This window comes from Candidatus Vicinibacter affinis (genome assembly GCA_016714365.1).
In the GTDB taxonomy this organism is placed as follows: domain Bacteria; phylum Bacteroidota; class Bacteroidia; order Chitinophagales; family Saprospiraceae; genus Vicinibacter; species Vicinibacter affinis.
The window spans coordinates 1849757-1866943 of sequence record JADJNH010000005.1; the positions used below are offsets into that span (position 1 = coordinate 1849757).

General features: G+C 38.6%; 11 protein-coding genes. 7 read left to right on the top strand and 4 right to left on the bottom strand.

The genetic code is table 11. From position 1 onward, the window contains the following. Positions 1–28: 28 nt before the first annotated feature. Positions 29–520, top strand: a complete 492-nt coding sequence (coaD, locus tag IPJ53_07355; protein MBK7798911.1) for a pantetheine-phosphate adenylyltransferase — start codon at positions 29–31, stop codon at positions 518–520. A gap of 68 nt (positions 521–588) precedes the next feature. After that, positions 589–2208 (top strand): L-glutamate gamma-semialdehyde dehydrogenase, encoded by a 1620-nt coding sequence (gene pruA / locus IPJ53_07360; protein ID MBK7798912.1) that lies wholly within the window; start codon positions 589–591, stop codon positions 2206–2208. Between the two features lie 229 nt (positions 2209–2437). Here the strand turns inward: pruA and IPJ53_07365 are convergent, their stop codons facing one another. Both IPJ53_07365 and IPJ53_07370 read right to left on the bottom strand, forming a co-directional pair. Beyond that, positions 2438–5734 carry a PKD domain-containing protein gene (locus tag IPJ53_07365; GenBank protein ID MBK7798913.1) on the bottom strand — a complete coding sequence of 1099 codons (3297 nt, stop codon included), beginning with the start codon at positions 5732–5734 and terminating at the stop codon, positions 2438–2440. Positions 5735–6007: 273 nt separating this feature from the next. Beyond that, entirely contained in the window at positions 6008–8776 is a 2769-nt protein-coding gene (locus IPJ53_07370) for a TonB-dependent receptor (GenBank protein MBK7798914.1), read from the bottom strand. Between the two features lie 209 nt (positions 8777–8985). On the opposite strand from IPJ53_07370, the gene IPJ53_07375 reads away from it, so the two are divergent. From IPJ53_07375 to IPJ53_07395, 5 genes are all read left to right on the top strand, one after another. Further along, positions 8986–9459 (top strand): nucleoside triphosphate pyrophosphohydrolase family protein, encoded by a 474-nt coding sequence (locus tag IPJ53_07375; protein ID MBK7798915.1) that lies wholly within the window; start codon positions 8986–8988, stop codon positions 9457–9459. Positions 9460–9528: 69 nt separating this feature from the next. Further along, complete coding sequence (locus tag IPJ53_07380; protein MBK7798916.1) at positions 9529–10935, top strand: DUF4403 family protein; 1407 nt, start codon at positions 9529–9531, stop codon at positions 10933–10935. Between the two features lie 62 nt (positions 10936–10997). Continuing rightward, entirely contained in the window at positions 10998–12056 is a 1059-nt protein-coding gene (locus tag IPJ53_07385; GenBank protein MBK7798917.1) for a 3-dehydroquinate synthase, read from the top strand. A gap of 29 nt (positions 12057–12085) precedes the next feature. Next, positions 12086–14734, top strand: coding sequence for a transglycosylase domain-containing protein (locus tag IPJ53_07390; GenBank protein ID MBK7798918.1), 2649 nt, complete (start codon positions 12086–12088; stop codon positions 14732–14734). Between the two features lie 25 nt (positions 14735–14759). Further along, on the top strand, positions 14760–15101 hold the full coding sequence (locus IPJ53_07395; protein MBK7798919.1) for a hypothetical protein: 342 nt from the start codon (positions 14760–14762) through the stop codon (positions 15099–15101). 51 nt (positions 15102–15152) lie between these two features. On the opposite strand, the gene hppD is transcribed toward IPJ53_07395, so the two are convergent. Both hppD and IPJ53_07405 read right to left on the bottom strand, forming a co-directional pair. Further along, positions 15153–16280: a 4-hydroxyphenylpyruvate dioxygenase gene (gene hppD, locus IPJ53_07400; GenBank protein ID MBK7798920.1), complete on the bottom strand. Its 1128-nt coding sequence runs from the start codon at positions 16278–16280 to the stop codon at positions 15153–15155. A gap of 164 nt (positions 16281–16444) precedes the next feature. Further along, positions 16445–17179, bottom strand: a complete 735-nt coding sequence (locus IPJ53_07405; GenBank protein MBK7798921.1) for a histone H1-like repetitive region-containing protein — start codon at positions 17177–17179, stop codon at positions 16445–16447. Positions 17180–17187 lie beyond the last annotated feature (8 nt).

Here is a 17187-nt window from a genome sequence, read left to right on the forward strand (position 1 = left end):
ATGCTTAGCTTTGAGCCAATAAGCCTATATGAAAAAAAAGATAGCAGTTTTACCTGGATCCTTTGACCCCATCACCATCGGACATGTAGACATTGTGCGCCGTGCATTGCCACTCTTTGATGAAATCGTAATTGCCATCGGTGTGAATTCTCAAAAAAAATATTTGTTTCCACTTGAGCAAAGGAAATCATGGCTAAGGTCCATTTTTGAATATGAGCCCAAGGTAAAGGTCGACGACTATCAGGGCCTTACCCTCAAATATTGCCAAAAAATAGAATCTGATTATCTCATTCGTGGCATTCGCAATGCTGCCGACTTCGATTATGAACGGACCATTTCACAAATCAACCACACCGTGGAGAAGCATTTGGATACCGTGTTTTTTATCGCCCGTCCCGAGTTAAGTCATATTTCCTCTACCATTGTGCGGGAACTGATCCTGGGAGCAGGTGACATCAGTGCTTTTGTCCCACAGCTTATCCTGAACGATATCAGTGGAATGTCTATTACCGAGCATTGATTTCAGGCTGATTTCATGGCTTTCTGCCGGAAGCGTCGTTTCTTTGCAGGCAAATTAAAAATCGCAACATGAATCAAATTCCTGTTCCTAAAAATGAACCGGTCCTGAACTATGCACCCGGATCAAAGGAAAAAATAGAACTAAAAAAAGTACTGGCTGAGTTAAAATCCACCCAACTGGACATCAAAATGACCATCAATGGACAAAAGGTTGCTTCTGATGATCGAAGAAGGATCCATCCGCCACATGAATTAAGTCATACCCTTGGGTATTACTATAAAGGCTCTGCAAAAGAAGTTCAGGCTGCCATTGACGCTGCATTGACGGCTAAGGAGGGCTGGGAGAAAATGGATTGGAGAGATCGCGCTGCCATTTTTCTAAAGGCTGCAGATTTAATCGCAGGACGTTACCATGCACGCACCAACGCCATGACCATGTTGGGACAGTCAAAAAATATCTATCAGGCTGAAATCGATGCCGTATGTGAATTCTGTGATTTTCTCAGATTCAATGTGGCCTATCTCAAGCAGATCTACGAAATCCAGCCAAATTCAATGCCCATGATGTGGAACAAGCTGGAATATCGCCCTCTGGAGGGATTCATATTCGCACTGACTCCATTTAATTTTACTTCCATTGCGGGTAACCTTCCTTGTGCCCCGGCTTTGATGGGCAATACAGTAGTATGGAAACCTGCGGAAACTCAAATTTATTCTGCCTCACTCATCATGGAAATTCTGGAAGAGGCGGGTCTTCCTCCAGGAGTCATCAATCTGGTTTTCGTCGATGGTGCCACTGCCGGAAGTGTAATATTTGAACATAGAGAATTTGCAGGATTGCATTTTACGGGCTCTACCGGCGTGTTCAGAAATATCTGGGCGAAAATCGGAAACAATCTTGCTAAATATCGTTCGTTTCCAAGACTGGTAGGGGAGACCGGTGGAAAGGATTTTGTAGTTGCACACCCTTCCGCCAATCCAAAAGCAGTTGCAGTGGCTCTTTCCCGTGGCGCCTTCGAATTTCAGGGCCAAAAATGTTCCGCAGCCTCCCGTGCCTATCTACCCAAAAGCCTATGGCCGGCAATTGAAGGTTTCATGCGCGAAGATCTTGATTCCATGAAAATGGGAAACCCCGAAAATTTTACAAATTTTATCAACGCAGTCATCGATGAAAAATCTTTTGACAAATTAAAATCTTACATAGACGATGTCGCAAAATCTCCTGATGCCAAAATCATCGCCGGAGGTAAATGTGATAAATCCATCGGCTATTATATTGAGCCTACCATCATCCTTACTACCAACCCTGATTACGTTACCTTGTGTGAAGAGTTGTTTGGACCGGTTTTAACCATCTATGTTTATGATGATGCAGATTATGATCAAATACTTCATAAAGTGGACCAGACTTCAGATTATGCCTTGACGGGTGCAGTCTTTGCGAAAGAACGTGAAGTCATCCTGCACAGTTCTCATGTACTGAGAAATGCTGCCGGCAATTTTTACATCAATGACAAGCCAACAGGTGCCGTCGTAGATCAGCAGCCATTCGGAGGTGCAAGGGCTTCCGGTACGAATGACAAAGCAGGTTCGGTACTCAATCTTATCCGATGGGTATCTCCTCGAACCATCAAAGAAAATTTTGATCCGCCTCTTTCTTATGAATATCCGTTTATGAAAGAAGAATAAATTTTAATTAGCTAATTTGAAAATTAGTTAATGGGTTAATGATGGGAAATGTTAAAGTGCTAATGAGTTAATTTGAAAATGGGTTAATGGTAAGTTGATTATTTTCAAAAAAAAAATAGCTCATTAGCTTTAAAGCTAATGAGCTACGAAAACAATATCAATATCGGTAAACTACAAGAATTTTATTCTTACCAAATTAACTAATTAGCTAATTTTCAAATTAGCTAATTTATAAAACCTGTATTTTCTTAACCATCTGCTTAGACCCAATAGTCACTTTTACAGTGTACATACCTTTAGAAAGGTAATTTACATCAAAGCTTTCTTGTCCGGCCTGTACTTTGGTTGTATGCGTACGCATAACCTGACCGATTGAGTTTATAATTTCAACTTTCATGTCTGAACTTATGGAAGTTTGAACGGTCAATCGGAAGTTTCCGCTATTTGGATTTGGAGATACTTGCACACTTGAATTTTCTACCGGATTATTAGTTGCAGTTAATACATCTACAACTTTAGTAAGTTCTCTCACACAGCCTCTGTCGTTGGTTAACAAAAGAACTACTGTGAATCTGCCGGAAGTCGAATAAGTATGAGTTGGATTTGCTTCAGTTGATTTTGCGGATTGATCGCCAAAGTTCCAGCTGTAGCTGTAGTTTCCCGGATTGTTAATTCCGAAAGATACCGTGCCGTTATTTGCGGTTGAATTGATATTCAGAACTTCTGAAAAATATTCAATCGGAGAAGCAGAATAATCAGCATTCGCCGGATCGTATTCAGCCCAGCAATCAGTCCAGTTGTTTGTGCTGAATGCACCTACAAAAGTAGTTCTTTCAAACCATGCAGGAAGTCCGGTAAATTCTGAACCGCTTAACGCAGGTGAACTTGCTGTCGGGAGAGGATTTGATTTGGCAGCATAAGGTGCCGTTAAACCAGTTTCTGCCCATGTCGCCAACACTCTGTTTTGTTTTACAAATTCATCTGAGATGGTTTTGGTATTTACAGATGTAGAATCAAAAAGTTTTCCATTGGAAGTGAAAATATTTCCATTCAATTTCAACTCTTTTGAAGTTAAAAAATAATTTTCACTATTTGCACTTTCCAATCTCACACCTGTAGGGAATCCTCCAATAATTGAATTGACAAGACTTTCTTTAGTGCTTCTTCTTAAGTGAATACCTCTTCTGAAATTAGTATTGAAAGTAGAACTTGAATTTTCTCTTGGTCCAATGATGGTTATATTGCTGAAGATGGATTGTGATTGAGGAGTGTTTGTAGAACCTTGTGCATCGTTGTCTGCTTCAAATGCATTTGATCCTGAGATGTCTGCCAGATTTGGATCACTGATACCCAAAGCATATTGTACATTTCCGGTAAAACCAAAATCAGTATCAAACATATCGTCAATGGTTTTATAAGCCATTAGATATTTTCCATTCACTGTTCCACCAAACCATTCAAAAGCATCATCACCACCGAAACTGGTTTGTACATGTTCTATGGTAGTTGCTGAACCTACACCACCCAACGTTAAACTGTTGGTTTCATTATTTGGTTGGAAGGCAATACCTGCAAATTCAATACGTACATAGCGCAGTATGCCTGAATTGTCTGCATCATTTTGTCCGCCATATTTACCCAACACAGGATCGAGACCTCCTTCAACAGTACATTCTCCTCCGGGACAATTTACCTTGGCATTTCCCAACATTAAAAGACCACCCCAATCGCCTGGGGCTCTTTGACCGGCTGCTTTATTGGATGTAAAAACAATAGGTTTATTTGGAAGACCGTCTGCGATAATTTTTGATCCTCTTGTAATAACCAATGCTGCAGGCTCACCTCTGATGATTGTTCCTGGTTCAATGGTTAGTGTAGCATTATTTTTTACATAGATAAACGCAGTTCCGGTCAATACATAAATGTTTTTTGATTCCCATTTGGTATCAACGGTTATATCCGAACTAACTAAAATTACATTTTGCTGTGTAATGACTTCCACAGTTTTAGTAATTGTTTTAGTGCAACCACGTGCATTCGAGATTGTTAGAGTAGCAGTATATTTTCCTGATTTTTTATACGTGTACGTCGGATTGGCTTCAGTGGAAGTTCCTCCGTCTCCAAATACCCAGCTGTATGTATAATTGGAACTGGCAGAAGTGGTAAATTTTACTTCTCCTGCATTTATTTGAGCGTTGATAGTAATATTGGATTCAATATACTCTAGCGGAGATTTAGAATAATCAGCGTTTACAGGATCTTGCTCACACCAGCAATTGGTCCAGTTGTTTCCACCAAATCCACCTACGTAATTTGTTCGCTCAAAAAAGGCAGGCATTCCTGAAAATCCTGATCCGGTTAATGCAGGAGATCCTGCAGCCGGAACTGGATTTACCACGGCGCCAAATGGAGAAGTCAGATTTAATTCGCCATAAGTATTTAATATCCTGTTTTGAAGTCTGAAAGAATCTGAAATAATCTGTGTGGTAGTTGAGGTAGAATCAAATAATTTACCAACAGAAGCAACGATGTTGTTTCTCAATTGAAGTTCTTTCGAGTTCAAATAAAAATTTTCAGAGTTTGCACTTTCCAACCTGATACCGGTTGGAAATCCTGAAATAATAGAGTTCACGATGTTCTGTTGTGTACTCCTTCTAAGGTGAGCACCTCTTCTGAAGTTAGTATTAAATGTTGAGCTTGCATCTTGTCTTGGACCTATAATAGTCATGTTACTAAATACCCCTCTTGAGATAGGTGTATTCGTGCTTCCTTGTGCATCATTGTCCGCTTCAAATGCATTGGATCCTGAAATGTCCGCAAGGTTAGGATCACTCACACCAAGTCCATATTGTACGTTTCCGGTGAAGCCAAAATCAGTATCAAACATATCGTCAATGGTTTTATAGGCCACCAGATATTTTCCGTTTACAGTTCCGCCAAACCATTCAAATGCATCATCACCACCGAAACTGGTTTGTACGTGATCGATAGTTGTACCTGAACCCACACCTCCTAAGGTCAAACTGTTGGTTTCATTATTCGGTTGGAAGGCAATACCTGCAAACTCTACACGCACATAGCGCAATATTCCTGAATTGTCTGCATCGTCCTGGCCTCCGTATTTACCCAATACCGGATCAAGTCCTCCTTCTACATTACACTCTCCACCGGGACAATTTACTTTGGCTTTTCCAAGGATTAACAGTCCACCCCAATCGCCTGGAGCCCTTTGTCCTGCAGGTTTGTTGGAGGTAAACACAATCGGTATCTCTGCCTTTCCATCGGCAATAATTTTAGAACCTCTTGTAATGACCAAAGCTGCCGGATCACCTTTGATAATGGTTCCAGCTTCAATGGTTAACACCGCATCATTTTTTACATAAATGAATGATGCACCGGTGAGCACATAGATATTTTTCGATTCCCATGTGGTGTTGCCGGTAATGTCTGCATTCACTTGAATCACATTTTGTGCATTCAGTAAAAAAGCAGAAAAAATAAAACTTAAAAGTAACAATCTCTTCATAGATAGCTTTTTAGATAAATTAAAATTCTCAATCTTTTCACTGCAAAATTACGACAGGTCAATACGGGAAAGGGGCCTTGGATGTTACCAAATGGTTACTAAATCTTTGCTGCAATATTAATTTTTTGATAATTGAATGGAATGTGATAAAATATTTTTATTTCATTGAACAAAATTCAAATAGTGATCAAGGGGAGTTTAAAATTTAGTTAAAAAAATAACGGCTGCCCATCTGCATGGACAACCGTTAAAAAAAAAGTGTTGAAATGTATCTTACTTAATCATATAAGTTAAACCCAATGAATAGTTTGTTCCAAAAGTATTTTGAAGGATCAAGGTGTCATCGGCATCGTATTTTTTAGATCCGTTTTGATCTTGATAAAAAGTATAAGGTTGATTGAATAGGTCAGACACTGTAAATTTTATTTGAAAATTCTTTCCAAGCATTTGAGAAATTTGCACATCAAACAAATCTCTAGGAGCCTCGTAAGTATCAAGATATCCATTACTTCCTACCAACCAGATTCTTCTTCCGATTTTATTGTACAATACATTTACAGCCAATCCAAGATCCGGATGCTGATAGGACAAACCGAAATTAAGTAGATAAGGTGATTGCCCTTGCAACGGTCGTTCTGATTGATTTTGACCGGCAAATTTGCTAAGGTCTACCATTGAACTGATCCACGCCAGGTTGGTTCTGAACTGAAAATTATTTAAGACAGGAGTGATTTGATTCAGATTATATCGAGCTTCCAATTCAATACCATAATTAGATGCTGCATCCGCATTGGTGAACAGAAAATTTCTGGTTCCTGCCCCAAGCGTTTCATACAACTGTTCTACAGGATTTTTGAATTTTTTCACAAAAGCTGAGGCGCTGATGTGTTGTCCTGCACTAAAGAATTTTTCAAATTTTAAATCGTAATTCATGATCTGAGTGCGCTTAAGATCAGGATTCCCGACGATCGCAGCAGATAGATTAAAATCATAAAATGAAAACGGAGCCAATTCTCTAAAATTTGGTCGGACTACCGTTTGGCTTCCGGATAAACGTAGATTGGAAGTTTCGTTAATTTTATAAACTAAATTAATGGATGGAAGAAAATCATATACCTGGCTGTTAATGGCGATAGGACTGCCTCCGTATTCAAAAGTGTTTAACTGTTGATTAAAAGCTTCTAACCTAAGTCCACCGATAAATCTGATTTTGTTTCCAAAGAAATGATGATCCAACATAGCATATCCACCAACATTTGCAGAAGAGGCATCATATGAATCGTTTGGATTGGTAGATTCCTTCAGAACAAAACCTTTTTCATTGATATTTTTATGATCCAGTATGTCACCAATTTCCTGAGTGAGTAATTCTTGCGCAACGTAATTTTTGGAATAAGTATAACCAAATACTCGGGCATCAAAATTGCGGTCTCTCACATCTGTAAAAGCACCAATCTTGATTTGGTTTTGATCGTTGCCCCTAATAGGTAAACTTAAATCAACACGACCTGTATATAATTTTTCTGTTTGATCTGAATAGAATCTACCCGCATAATTCGGTGAAGGTGCGCCAATAGGTATGTAAGCATAGTATGGATCGGTAGGTTCTGCATCATCATTTTTTATATAGGTCATCCTTCTGTAGGAAGGTGTATTTCTGTTGATGGCTGATCTCGACAAAGCCCATTTTAAAAGAGTACCGGATTTACTCAACTCATGTTCTCCGATAAGCTGACTGTTCAGAAGGAATGTACTTGTGTACAGCATTGAATAAGCCTTAATCTGCCTGGTTTGTTCGATGTCATGCCCCAATCTTTCAATGTATTGATCATCGCCAATCACAGTCATTAGATTATTTAAAGTTATTTTATTTCTACTGTTCAGACTGAGTGTGGCATTCAGTAAGCCGGCATTGTTGTATTGTTTTTTATACTGAGCATCTAAATAAGAATACAGCTGAGTTTTGTCAATGTTAAAGTCATTCCTCTCTATTTGGAGAATTCTATTGGTGTTTTGATAACTTAGGGCGCCGAGAATTCCTAATTTTTTACCAAACACATTAAAATTCTTTCCGGCAGAAAGTTGTAGATTTTGAGATGGCATCATGGAATTAAAAGAACTTACCTTCCAGTCATTGGCGACCAGTCTTGAATTTTCATATCGGGTCGTATTGTTACTCAAAGCTTCTTTAGTAACATTCGGGTCAAGGCTTCTTTTGGTTTTGTCATATCCTAACCAATCTGTATTGCCACCCTCGTAAAAGTTATATGATTTGAAGGTGGAAATGGAATTTATACCCGTTCCGAGTGTCAATTCCATAAAGGGATTTTCTGAAACTTCTTTAGTATTTACCTGAACAATTCCTCCTGCAAATTCCCCCGGAAGATCAGGCGTAGCTGTTTTGTAAATAACCAGATTTGTAAGTACACTTGAAGGGAAAAGATCAAAGTTGAAGGAACGACGATCTGGCTCTGTGCTTGGCAGAAGGTTGGCGTTTAAAAGGGCATTGTTATAGCGGTCTGCCAAACCACGTATGATAACAAATTTATTTTCCTGAATGCTCGCTCCACTTACTCTTTTTAATACATCACTCGTATTTCTGTCCGGACTTTTCTTGATGTCCTCATTGGAAATTCCACTAACCATAGAAGAAGATTTTTGCTGCAATAGGCTTATGGCAGAAGCATTTTGTTTGTTTACTTTTCCTATTACAACAACGTCAGCCAACACAGTGGATTCTTCCTCCAGATCCCAGGATTCTTCAATTTTCGAATTCTTTTCCAGGTTATATGCTTTTGTGATTTTCATATATCCAATGTAATTGATAACAATGGTCAGTTGGCCTGCAACTAAATTCTTAAGTGTGAATTTTCCTTCAAAATCTGAGGTAGTTCCTATTTGAGTGCCCTCAACCATGATGGTTGCTCCAATGATAGGCTCTTTAGACGCTTTATCAATGATGGTTCCTTGTATAATTGCATTTTGTGCATGCATGCTCAATGTGGCTAAGAGCATGATAAAAATTAGCTTAAATTTCAACATTTTTTCTAAATTATTTACTCCACAAAGGTACGAAGATGCTTACAGGCGGCCATTTTGCTAAGATTAACTAATTAATAACTCTGTGTTAAGTGAATGTGACCAAATTGTTACCAAAGTGAATTTCTATGAACCTTGGTGTGCAGATATATTCAGTTTTATCCTATATAAATAAGCTAAATATGTAATTTTGCAGACCAAATGGAGAAAACATGAACAAAAGGAATTTTAAAGAACCTCAGGCACTCAATGATGTAGCAGACTTCCATGATTTATTTGACATGCCGGTTTTGGATGAGCCCGCCATTCCTTCAATGGATAGATGTAAATTGAGATTGGCACTTTTGGAAGAAGAACTAAGAGAACTGCGAGAAGGAGTAGAAACAAATGACCTGAGGGAAATAGCAGATGCCTTGTGTGATCTGCAATATGTACTTTCAGGAGCTGTGTTGGAATTTGGGTTGGGGAATAAATTTAAATCACTTTTTGATGAAGTGCAGCGATCTAATATGAGTAAGGCGTGCAATACTTATGAAGAAGCGCTCGCTACTCAGGCAAAATATTTTAGCGAAAAAGGTACCGTTTCAGAGATCAAAAACAAAGGAAATCAATTTTTGGTGTACAGGAAAGAGGATGGAAAAGTGCTAAAATCAATAGCCTACAATCCTGCGGATTTAAAATTGTAAGAATATCTTTGGCACAAGCAATTATTTGTATGGAACAATTTTATCAGGGTAACTTAGTTTATAGAGTACATGATTGAAAAAACAGGATGTATTACTGATACTAAACTTTATAAAATACTTTGGTTGGTGGTTATTTTTATGATCTGTGTGCCATTCTCCTGCAGTAAGAAAATTGCCCCACCTCTTAAAGATGCCCAACAAATGATAAATCTGAAACGAATACCGATTTCCACGGTTAATTTCAACATCAGTATTTCAGATTATGAGTTGAACAGAGTGGTGAATGAATTGGTCAATACCACCATTGGAGAAGGTCTGGTGTTGGAGGATGGTTATAAATGCAAAGCCAGACTTGCCAGTCAAATGCAGGTTCAGGCCGTGGACAACACCATCCATCTGGTTTTGCCGATTGATCTGGAAATCCAGCCCCGGTCGCAAATCAGTCAAGTGAAAGCAATCGGGCAACTTGAACTTCAATTGGTCAACAAGCTGGATATCTTTAACAACCAGATTTTGAGCAAGACTGATTTGATTGATTATCGATGGTTAAAAAAGCCAATTCTGAAAGTTTATGGTCTTCCTATACCGATAGAGCCAATTGCCAATCAGATTGTCAAAAGATATAAATCAGAATTGTGTGCCAAACTGGATTTGACACTCGTTAAAAATCTGGATCTTAATAAAATTAAAAAATCAGTACAACAGTTTTTTACTACCCCTTTTTATTCCACCGAAGACAACATCATCCATGTTTATTCCAGTCCGGTAGAGCTGGCGCTTGGACCTGCAAGCTATCGCAACAATGAGATTTCATTACCCGTTTTGATTTATTTGGAAAATGTTATTTCGGAAAGCAAACCAGAGGAGTTGTATAATGACCTCACCTTTTCCATGCGTCCCTATGTTGAAGAGAGCAGTTTGTTTTATTTGCAATCCAGAATTCCGGTAAATTATCTTGAAATCCTTACCAAAGAAGCGGTCGAGAATCAAGAATTCGGATCAGGAATGGCCAGGATAAAAATCACCTCCCTCAATCTATCCGGTCAAGAAGATAAAGTTTCTGTTGGTTTTAACTCAACCGGTGCTTTCAATGGAAGGTTTCTGATGACCTTTATTCCTGAATTCAATCAGGAAAGTAAATTGATTGAACTCAAAGAATTAAAGCTTAAAGTTGAAAATGGTAAATCCATCAACAAAGCAATATTTTCTCTGGTCAGAGGGATTGCAGAAGGAAAAATCAAAAAAACATTGGAGGAGCAATTGAACACTATGATAAAGGATTATAAAGAATCTATTCAAACTCTGCTGGATGATAAGGAATTAGTACATGGATTGAACATGAATGGTGAACTGGAAGATTTTAATATCAGAAATTTTTATTTCATGGATAACAGGATGTATTTTAACTTAGAATCAAAACTAAAATTGAAGTTGAAGGTAAACTACGTGGATCCAATGAAAATTCTTAGAAAATAGTTTGCCATTTTCTTTCACATAAGAGCAGTCAAAGGCTTACCTTGCGGCCATAATCCAAACACATGTCAGGTACACCATTTACAGACAGCTTGATTTTTTTTCAACAACCCTGGGAAAGGCTTTCTTCCATATTGTCCAGAACTCCATATTCCGGCACGCTGATTGTTTGCGATGCCAATACTAGGCAGCATTGTATACCTTATATGCTTGGACAATTGAACCTGGAGAATCCTTTGATTTTTGAATTACCTGTGGGTGAACAAACCAAGAGTCTTGCAGAATGTGAGCGATTTTGGAATTTTGCATTGGAGAATGGAGTCGGTAGAAAGACAATTTGCTTGGCAGTGGGTGGAGGCGTTGTGACAGATTTTACCGGGTTTTGTACTTCGGTTTTATTAAGAGGAATCGATTGTATTTATATTCCTACCAGTTTGATGGGGATGGCCGATGCTGCTTTGGGAGGAAAAACCGGAATTAATTTTATGCAATTCAAAAATCAAATAGGCTTGTTCAAGTTGCCCAAAGCTATACTGATTGAACCGGCTTTCTTAAAAACACTTTCAGAATCGGAACTTAAAAATGGATATGTGGAAATAATCAAGCACTCGTTGATTCAGGATCCACCATTTTGGGAAGAGTTGAGACAAAGGCCGGGTTTACCGGAAATGGAGCTTCTTCCTGAACTTATCAGAAAATCAGTGCGATTTAAAATGGAAATCGTACAGAAGGATTTTCATGAAACAGGATTACGCCAAATCCTCAATTTTGGACACAGTTTTGGACATGCCATCGAGGGCATGCTTTTGAACAGCCCTCACGAGATGCTGCATGGACAAGCTGTTGCGTATGGAATTATATACGAGTCATGGCTTTCATCCCAAAAGTTTGCCTGGAGGGCCCAATGGTTTCCTCAAATCAAGGAAATGATGCTGCCCTTCTTAGGTGCATGGAGGCCACAGGCAGCAGACTTTCCTGGGATTCTTAAATGGATGTCAGCAGACAAAAAAAATCTGCAAGGAAAAATTAGAATGACTTTACTTGAGCGTCCCGGCCAGCCAAAATATGGTGTGGAGGTGGATGCAGAACTGGTGAATAAAACTTTGGAGGACTGCAATTTTTAGACGAAATTTGCAGTTGAATTTTTACTTAAATGTGGGAAAATTTTAAAAAACGCTGGGCCATTTTTATTCGCGAGTTTAAACTTACGGATATTTACAATGGAGAATCCAAGGAAGACAAACCCTGGTTTAGGAAGTTTATTGGCTTTGTCTGGAAGATGTTGTTGGCAGTTATTTTATTTTCCTATTTGCTCATCCTGATTATTTCCTTTGACAATCTTCCAACTTTTGAGGAATTGGAAAATCCAAATTACAATCAGGCAAGTCTCATCTATTCCAATGATCTGTCAGTAATGGGGAAGTTTTACAATGAGAACAGAGAGTTCTTATTGTATGACAGTCTGAATCCATATTTGGTGCAATGTCTTTTATCCACAGAAGATTCACGCTATTATAACCATTCAGGAATAGACTCATGGGCTTTAATAAGAGTTTTTTTTAAAACTTTGCTGTTGAGTAAAGAAGAATCGGGAGGAGGAAGTACCATTACACAGCAACTTGCAAAGCTTTTATTTGAAAGGCCAAACTTGAAAGGTAAAAGTAAATTGGTCCGGACCATGATGATGGTGCGTGTCAAATTGAAAGAATGGTTGACAGCAGTAAAACTTGAGAAAGGTTATACCAAAGAAGAAATTATAGCCATGTATCTGAATAAATTTGATTTTATTTATGAAGCACATGGGGTGCAAACGGCCGCAAAAACTTACTTTGGGAAAGATCAAAAGGATCTTCGATTAGACGAAGCAGCCATGCTCGTAGGAATGTTGAAGAATCCTACTTTATACAATCCAAAGAAATTCCCGGATCTTGCAAAGGAAAGAAGAAACACAGTACTTGCACTCGCAGAGCAAAAAGGCGTCATTAGCAGCAAGCAATTGGAAGCGTATAAAAAGTTACCACTTGATGTTTCACTTTTCAAACGCGAGACTCACCTCGATGGGATTGCCCCTCATTTCAGAATCGAATTAGGGAAGTGGTTGAAAGATTTATTTGAACAGGATGAATACCTTAAACCCAATGGTGAAAAATACAATATTTATCAGGATGGTTTAAAAATTTATACCACCATTAATCCTGTATATCAAAGACTGGCAGAAGAAGCTGCCAGAGAACATATGGTCAATGTTCAAAAAGCTTATTTCAATGTGTGGACTAACCAGGATCCGTGGGAAAAGGTTGAAGACGATAATGACAACATGAAACGGATCAGAAAAGATGCCCTGAATAATCTGGTTCGTGAAACAGAGCGTTATCAATTTGTGTGGAATAAATATTATGGAAAAATTATTGCACAATTGGAAGCTGAAATTGGAAAAGTGGATGTAACGGATAGAACCATTCAAAGGTTAATAAATGAAAAATTGAAACCCGGATTCCTCAAAGAAGAGTACAATAAAAAACAGCTCACCAAAACACAGTACGAATTTTCAAAAAAGATTCTAGAGAGCAAGCAATGGCCAATGATTCAGAAACTTTGGTCCTCATTTGAAAAAGACATGCGGGTTCAAATGACCACACCGGTAGATATGCTCATCTATGATTATGCTACCGGAGAAGAGAAGAAAGCCAAGATGGCCCCGATTGATTCCATAAAATATCATCGGAAGCATTTGCAAATTGGTTCAATGAGTGTGGATCCTCATACCGGTGAAATAAAGACCTGGGTGGGTGGTACCAATTTCAAATATTTCAAATATGATCATGTCAATTCCAGACGACAGGTAGGATCTACATTCAAACCATTCGTATATGCAACAGCCATAGCACTTCAAAATATTTCTCCATGTAATGAGTTTCAGGATGTCCAATATACGATTCCGGCAAATGATCCTAATTTTCACTTGCCGGAAGCATGGTCACCCGGCAATGCTGAAGTATTTACCGGCGGCAATTATAATTTGTATAAGGCCTTGGCGTATTCCAAAAATTCAATTACAGTTAAACTTGTGATACTGCTCGGAAGCGTGGAGCCTATCCGAGGCTTGCTTCACAACATGGGCATTGACAGTACGGCAAAAAGAAGAGATGGGGGATTGTTGATTCCCAGATGGCCATCCATTGTACTGGGATCTGCTGATCTTTCAGTCTATGAAATGACCGGGGCGTATACCACATTTGCAAATGATGGTGAATATGTAAAACCTTATTTTGTTTCCAAAATTGAAGACAAAGAAGGAAGGGTGATCTATCGAAATTCTGCAATTCGGAATTTGGCACTTTCTCCAAATTATAATTATGTCATGGTAGACTTGCTCAGAAAATCAGGACAGGTTTATGGATTGAAAACTCCTGTCGGTGGTAAAACAGGAACTACTAATGATTATGTGGATGGTTGGTTTATGGGCATTACACCAAATTTAGTGGTTGGAACCTGGGTTGGAGGTGAAGATCCATGGATTAGATTTTTATCTTTAGAAAATGGTCAGGGTTCAGTTATGGCGAAACCGTTTTTTATGAAGTTTATGCATAAGTTGGAAGAAACCCCGGAAGCTGAATTTAAGACGGACGTAGATTTTGCGAGACCTAAAGGCGATATAGGCATTGAGTTAAATTGTGAAACATTTAAATCCATGATGAATTCTTTAAACATGGATAACAGTATTTTACCAAACAGCAGTACAGGTGAAGAAGACGAAATTTATGAAGAAGTCAAACCACCTCGCAAAGATGAAAATCAATAATTTTTCTAATTAAAGATCTTTAATAATGTACCCTTATAGAATTAATTTATTTCTCGCAGTCGCTTTGGTAATGTTGGGTCTATGGAGTTTTCAGGCTTCAGGAAGGGATAATCATACTTTGATTGTCCCGGCATTAGGAATATTGTTGTCATTTTTTCACAGGCCTTTACTCAATGCCCCGGAAAGATTTTTTAAAATCGTGATAGCCCTTACCGGAATCATCTTTCTCACCTTGTTGCTACCGTTAAAAAATAGTCTTGAAAGCGGCCATCAAATGGGTACCTTGAGGGTTGCACTCATGCTCATCTGCACAGCTGCTGCACTTGTGATGTATTATAAAATTTGGAGACTTCAAAAAAGCCTGTAAACCAAAATCAATTTGTCTTGATTCAGGTCTAATGTTTGATATTAGAGAAGTTTATAAATTTCCTCTGATTTCCTGTTCGCGTTCAATGGCTTCAAAAAGTGCTTTGAAATTTCCTTTTCCAAATGACTTTGCTCCTTTGCGCTGAATAATTTCAAAGAAAACAGTGGGTCTGTCTTGAAGTGGTTTTGTAAATATTTGGAGTAAGTATCCATCCTCATCTCGATCAATAAGTATGTTCAACTTTTTAAGATCTTCTAGATTTTCATCTATTTGTCCGACCCTGTCCATTACATCTTCATAGTAAACTTCCGGAACATATAGAAAATCTATTCCATTCTCCCGTAGCATGCTCACCGTCTGGAGTATATTGTCGGTGGCAATGGCAATATGTTGAACCCCGGCGCCATTGTAAAATTCAAGGTATTCATCAATTTGGGATTTCTTTAATCCCTGTGCGGGTTCGTTGATTGGGAATTTGATATATCCATTTCCATTTGCTACCACTTTGCTCATCAGTGCGGTGTATTTAGTAGAAATGTCTTTGTCATCAAAAGTGATTAATAATTTGAAACCTAATACCTCTTGGTAAAACTGAACCCATTTATTCATTGATCCCAGTTCAACATTCCCGACACAATGATCCACATATTTCAGGCCCGTAGAAACTACATGCTTTAATCCGGATTTAGATACATACCCTGGTAAAAAGGAACCATTGTAATTTTTACGCTCCACCAAAGTATGAATGGTATCTCCGTATGTCTTAATAGAAGCCATCACAACTTCTCCAAATTCGTCTTTAAATGTTTGGGGCTCAAATGCGATTTCAGCTCCTTTATCGACAGCCAGTTGGAAAGCTTGCTTGGCATCATCTACCCACAAGGCAAGTACTTTAACACCATCCCCATGAAGTTGTACATGCTTGCTAATTTCATGATCTGGTTTGTAAGCAGAGGTCAGTACAAACCTGATTTTATCCTGCTGGAGTACATAGGAACAAAGATCCTTAGATCCGGTCTCCGGACCTTTATAAGCTACCATTTCGAAACCAAATGCATGCTGGTAAAAATGTGCCGCTTGTTTTGCATTACCAACATAAAATTCAATGTGGTCAGTTCCTAATATTGGAAATGTATCGTGAGTAGATTCGTTGGATTGAATTTTTGTCGCTACCTGCATGATTCCTGTTTTATTGATTTGATAAGGTAAAAGGTAAAAAATAAGATATGCAAATATACATCATGACTCAACAAGATTAACCCGCGTTCACAAAAGTGTTTTAGCATAAAAAAAAAACTCCGCTTCTGAAAGGAGCGGAGTTTTTATAAAGATTTAAAAAAATCCTAAGATTCCATAGTCGGAGTCATTACTTCAGTTACTTCAACTGGAGCTACAACTTCGGCCTTTTTTCTGCCACGGCTAGCCGTTCTTTTTTTAGGAGCTGCTTTTTTAGCGGTTGCCTTTTTAGGAGCTGCTTTTTTAGCGGTTGCCTTTTTAGGAGCTGCTTTTTTAGCGGTTGCTTTTTTAGGAGCTGCTTTTTTAGCAGTTGCTTTTTTAGGAGCTGCCTTTTTAGCGGTTGCCTTTTTAGGAGCTGCTTTTTTAGCGGTTGCCTTTTTAGGAGCTGCTTTTTTAGCGGTTGCCTTTTTAGGAGCTGCTTTTTTAGCGGTTGCCTTTTTAGGAGCTGCTTTTTTAGCGGTTGCCTTTTTAGGAGCTGCTTTTTTAGCGGTTGCCTTTTTAGGAGCTGCTTTTTTAGCGGTTGCCTTTTTAGGAGCTGCTTTTTTAGCGGTTGCCTTTTTAGGAGCTGCTTTTTTAGGAGCTGCTTTTTTAGCAGTTGCTTTTTTAGGAGCTGCTTTTTTAGCAGTTGCTTTTTTAGGAGCTGCTTTTTTAGCAGTTGCCTTTTTAGGAGCTGCTTTTTTAGCAGCAGCTTTAGGAGCTGCTTTTTTAGCAGTTGCCTTTTTTGCAGTAGTTTTCTTAGCAGCAGTTTTCTTCGCTGTTGCTGTCTTTCCGCTTTTTGCAGCAGGTTTTTTAGCAGCAGCTTTTTTACCTGTTGACTTTTTTGCACTACTTGTAGTTGCCATGTTTAATC

Bases quoted from the DNA above. Each gene is read 5' to 3' on its own strand.
- coaD (MBK7798911.1), top strand. From the start codon at position 29: ATGAAAAAAAAGATAGCAGTTTTACCTGGATCCTTTGACCCCATCACC.
- pruA (MBK7798912.1), top strand. From the start codon at position 589: ATGAATCAAATTCCTGTTCCTAAAAATGAACCGGTCCTGAACTATGCA.
- IPJ53_07365 (MBK7798913.1), bottom strand. From the start codon at position 5,734: ATGAAGAGATTGTTACTTTTAAGTTTTATTTTTTCTGCTTTTTTACTG.
- IPJ53_07370 (MBK7798914.1), bottom strand. From the start codon at position 8,776: ATGTTGAAATTTAAGCTAATTTTTATCATGCTCTTAGCCACATTGAGC.
- IPJ53_07375 (MBK7798915.1), top strand. From the start codon at position 8,986: ATGAACAAAAGGAATTTTAAAGAACCTCAGGCACTCAATGATGTAGCA.
- IPJ53_07380 (MBK7798916.1), top strand. From the start codon at position 9,529: ATGATTGAAAAAACAGGATGTATTACTGATACTAAACTTTATAAAATA.
- IPJ53_07385 (MBK7798917.1), top strand. From the start codon at position 10,998: ATGTCAGGTACACCATTTACAGACAGCTTGATTTTTTTTCAACAACCC.
- IPJ53_07390 (MBK7798918.1), top strand. From the start codon at position 12,086: ATGTGGGAAAATTTTAAAAAACGCTGGGCCATTTTTATTCGCGAGTTT.
- IPJ53_07395 (MBK7798919.1), top strand. From the start codon at position 14,760: ATGTACCCTTATAGAATTAATTTATTTCTCGCAGTCGCTTTGGTAATG.
- hppD (MBK7798920.1), bottom strand. From the start codon at position 16,280: ATGCAGGTAGCGACAAAAATTCAATCCAACGAATCTACTCACGATACA.
- IPJ53_07405 (MBK7798921.1), bottom strand. From the start codon at position 17,179: ATGGCAACTACAAGTAGTGCAAAAAAGTCAACAGGTAAAAAAGCTGCT.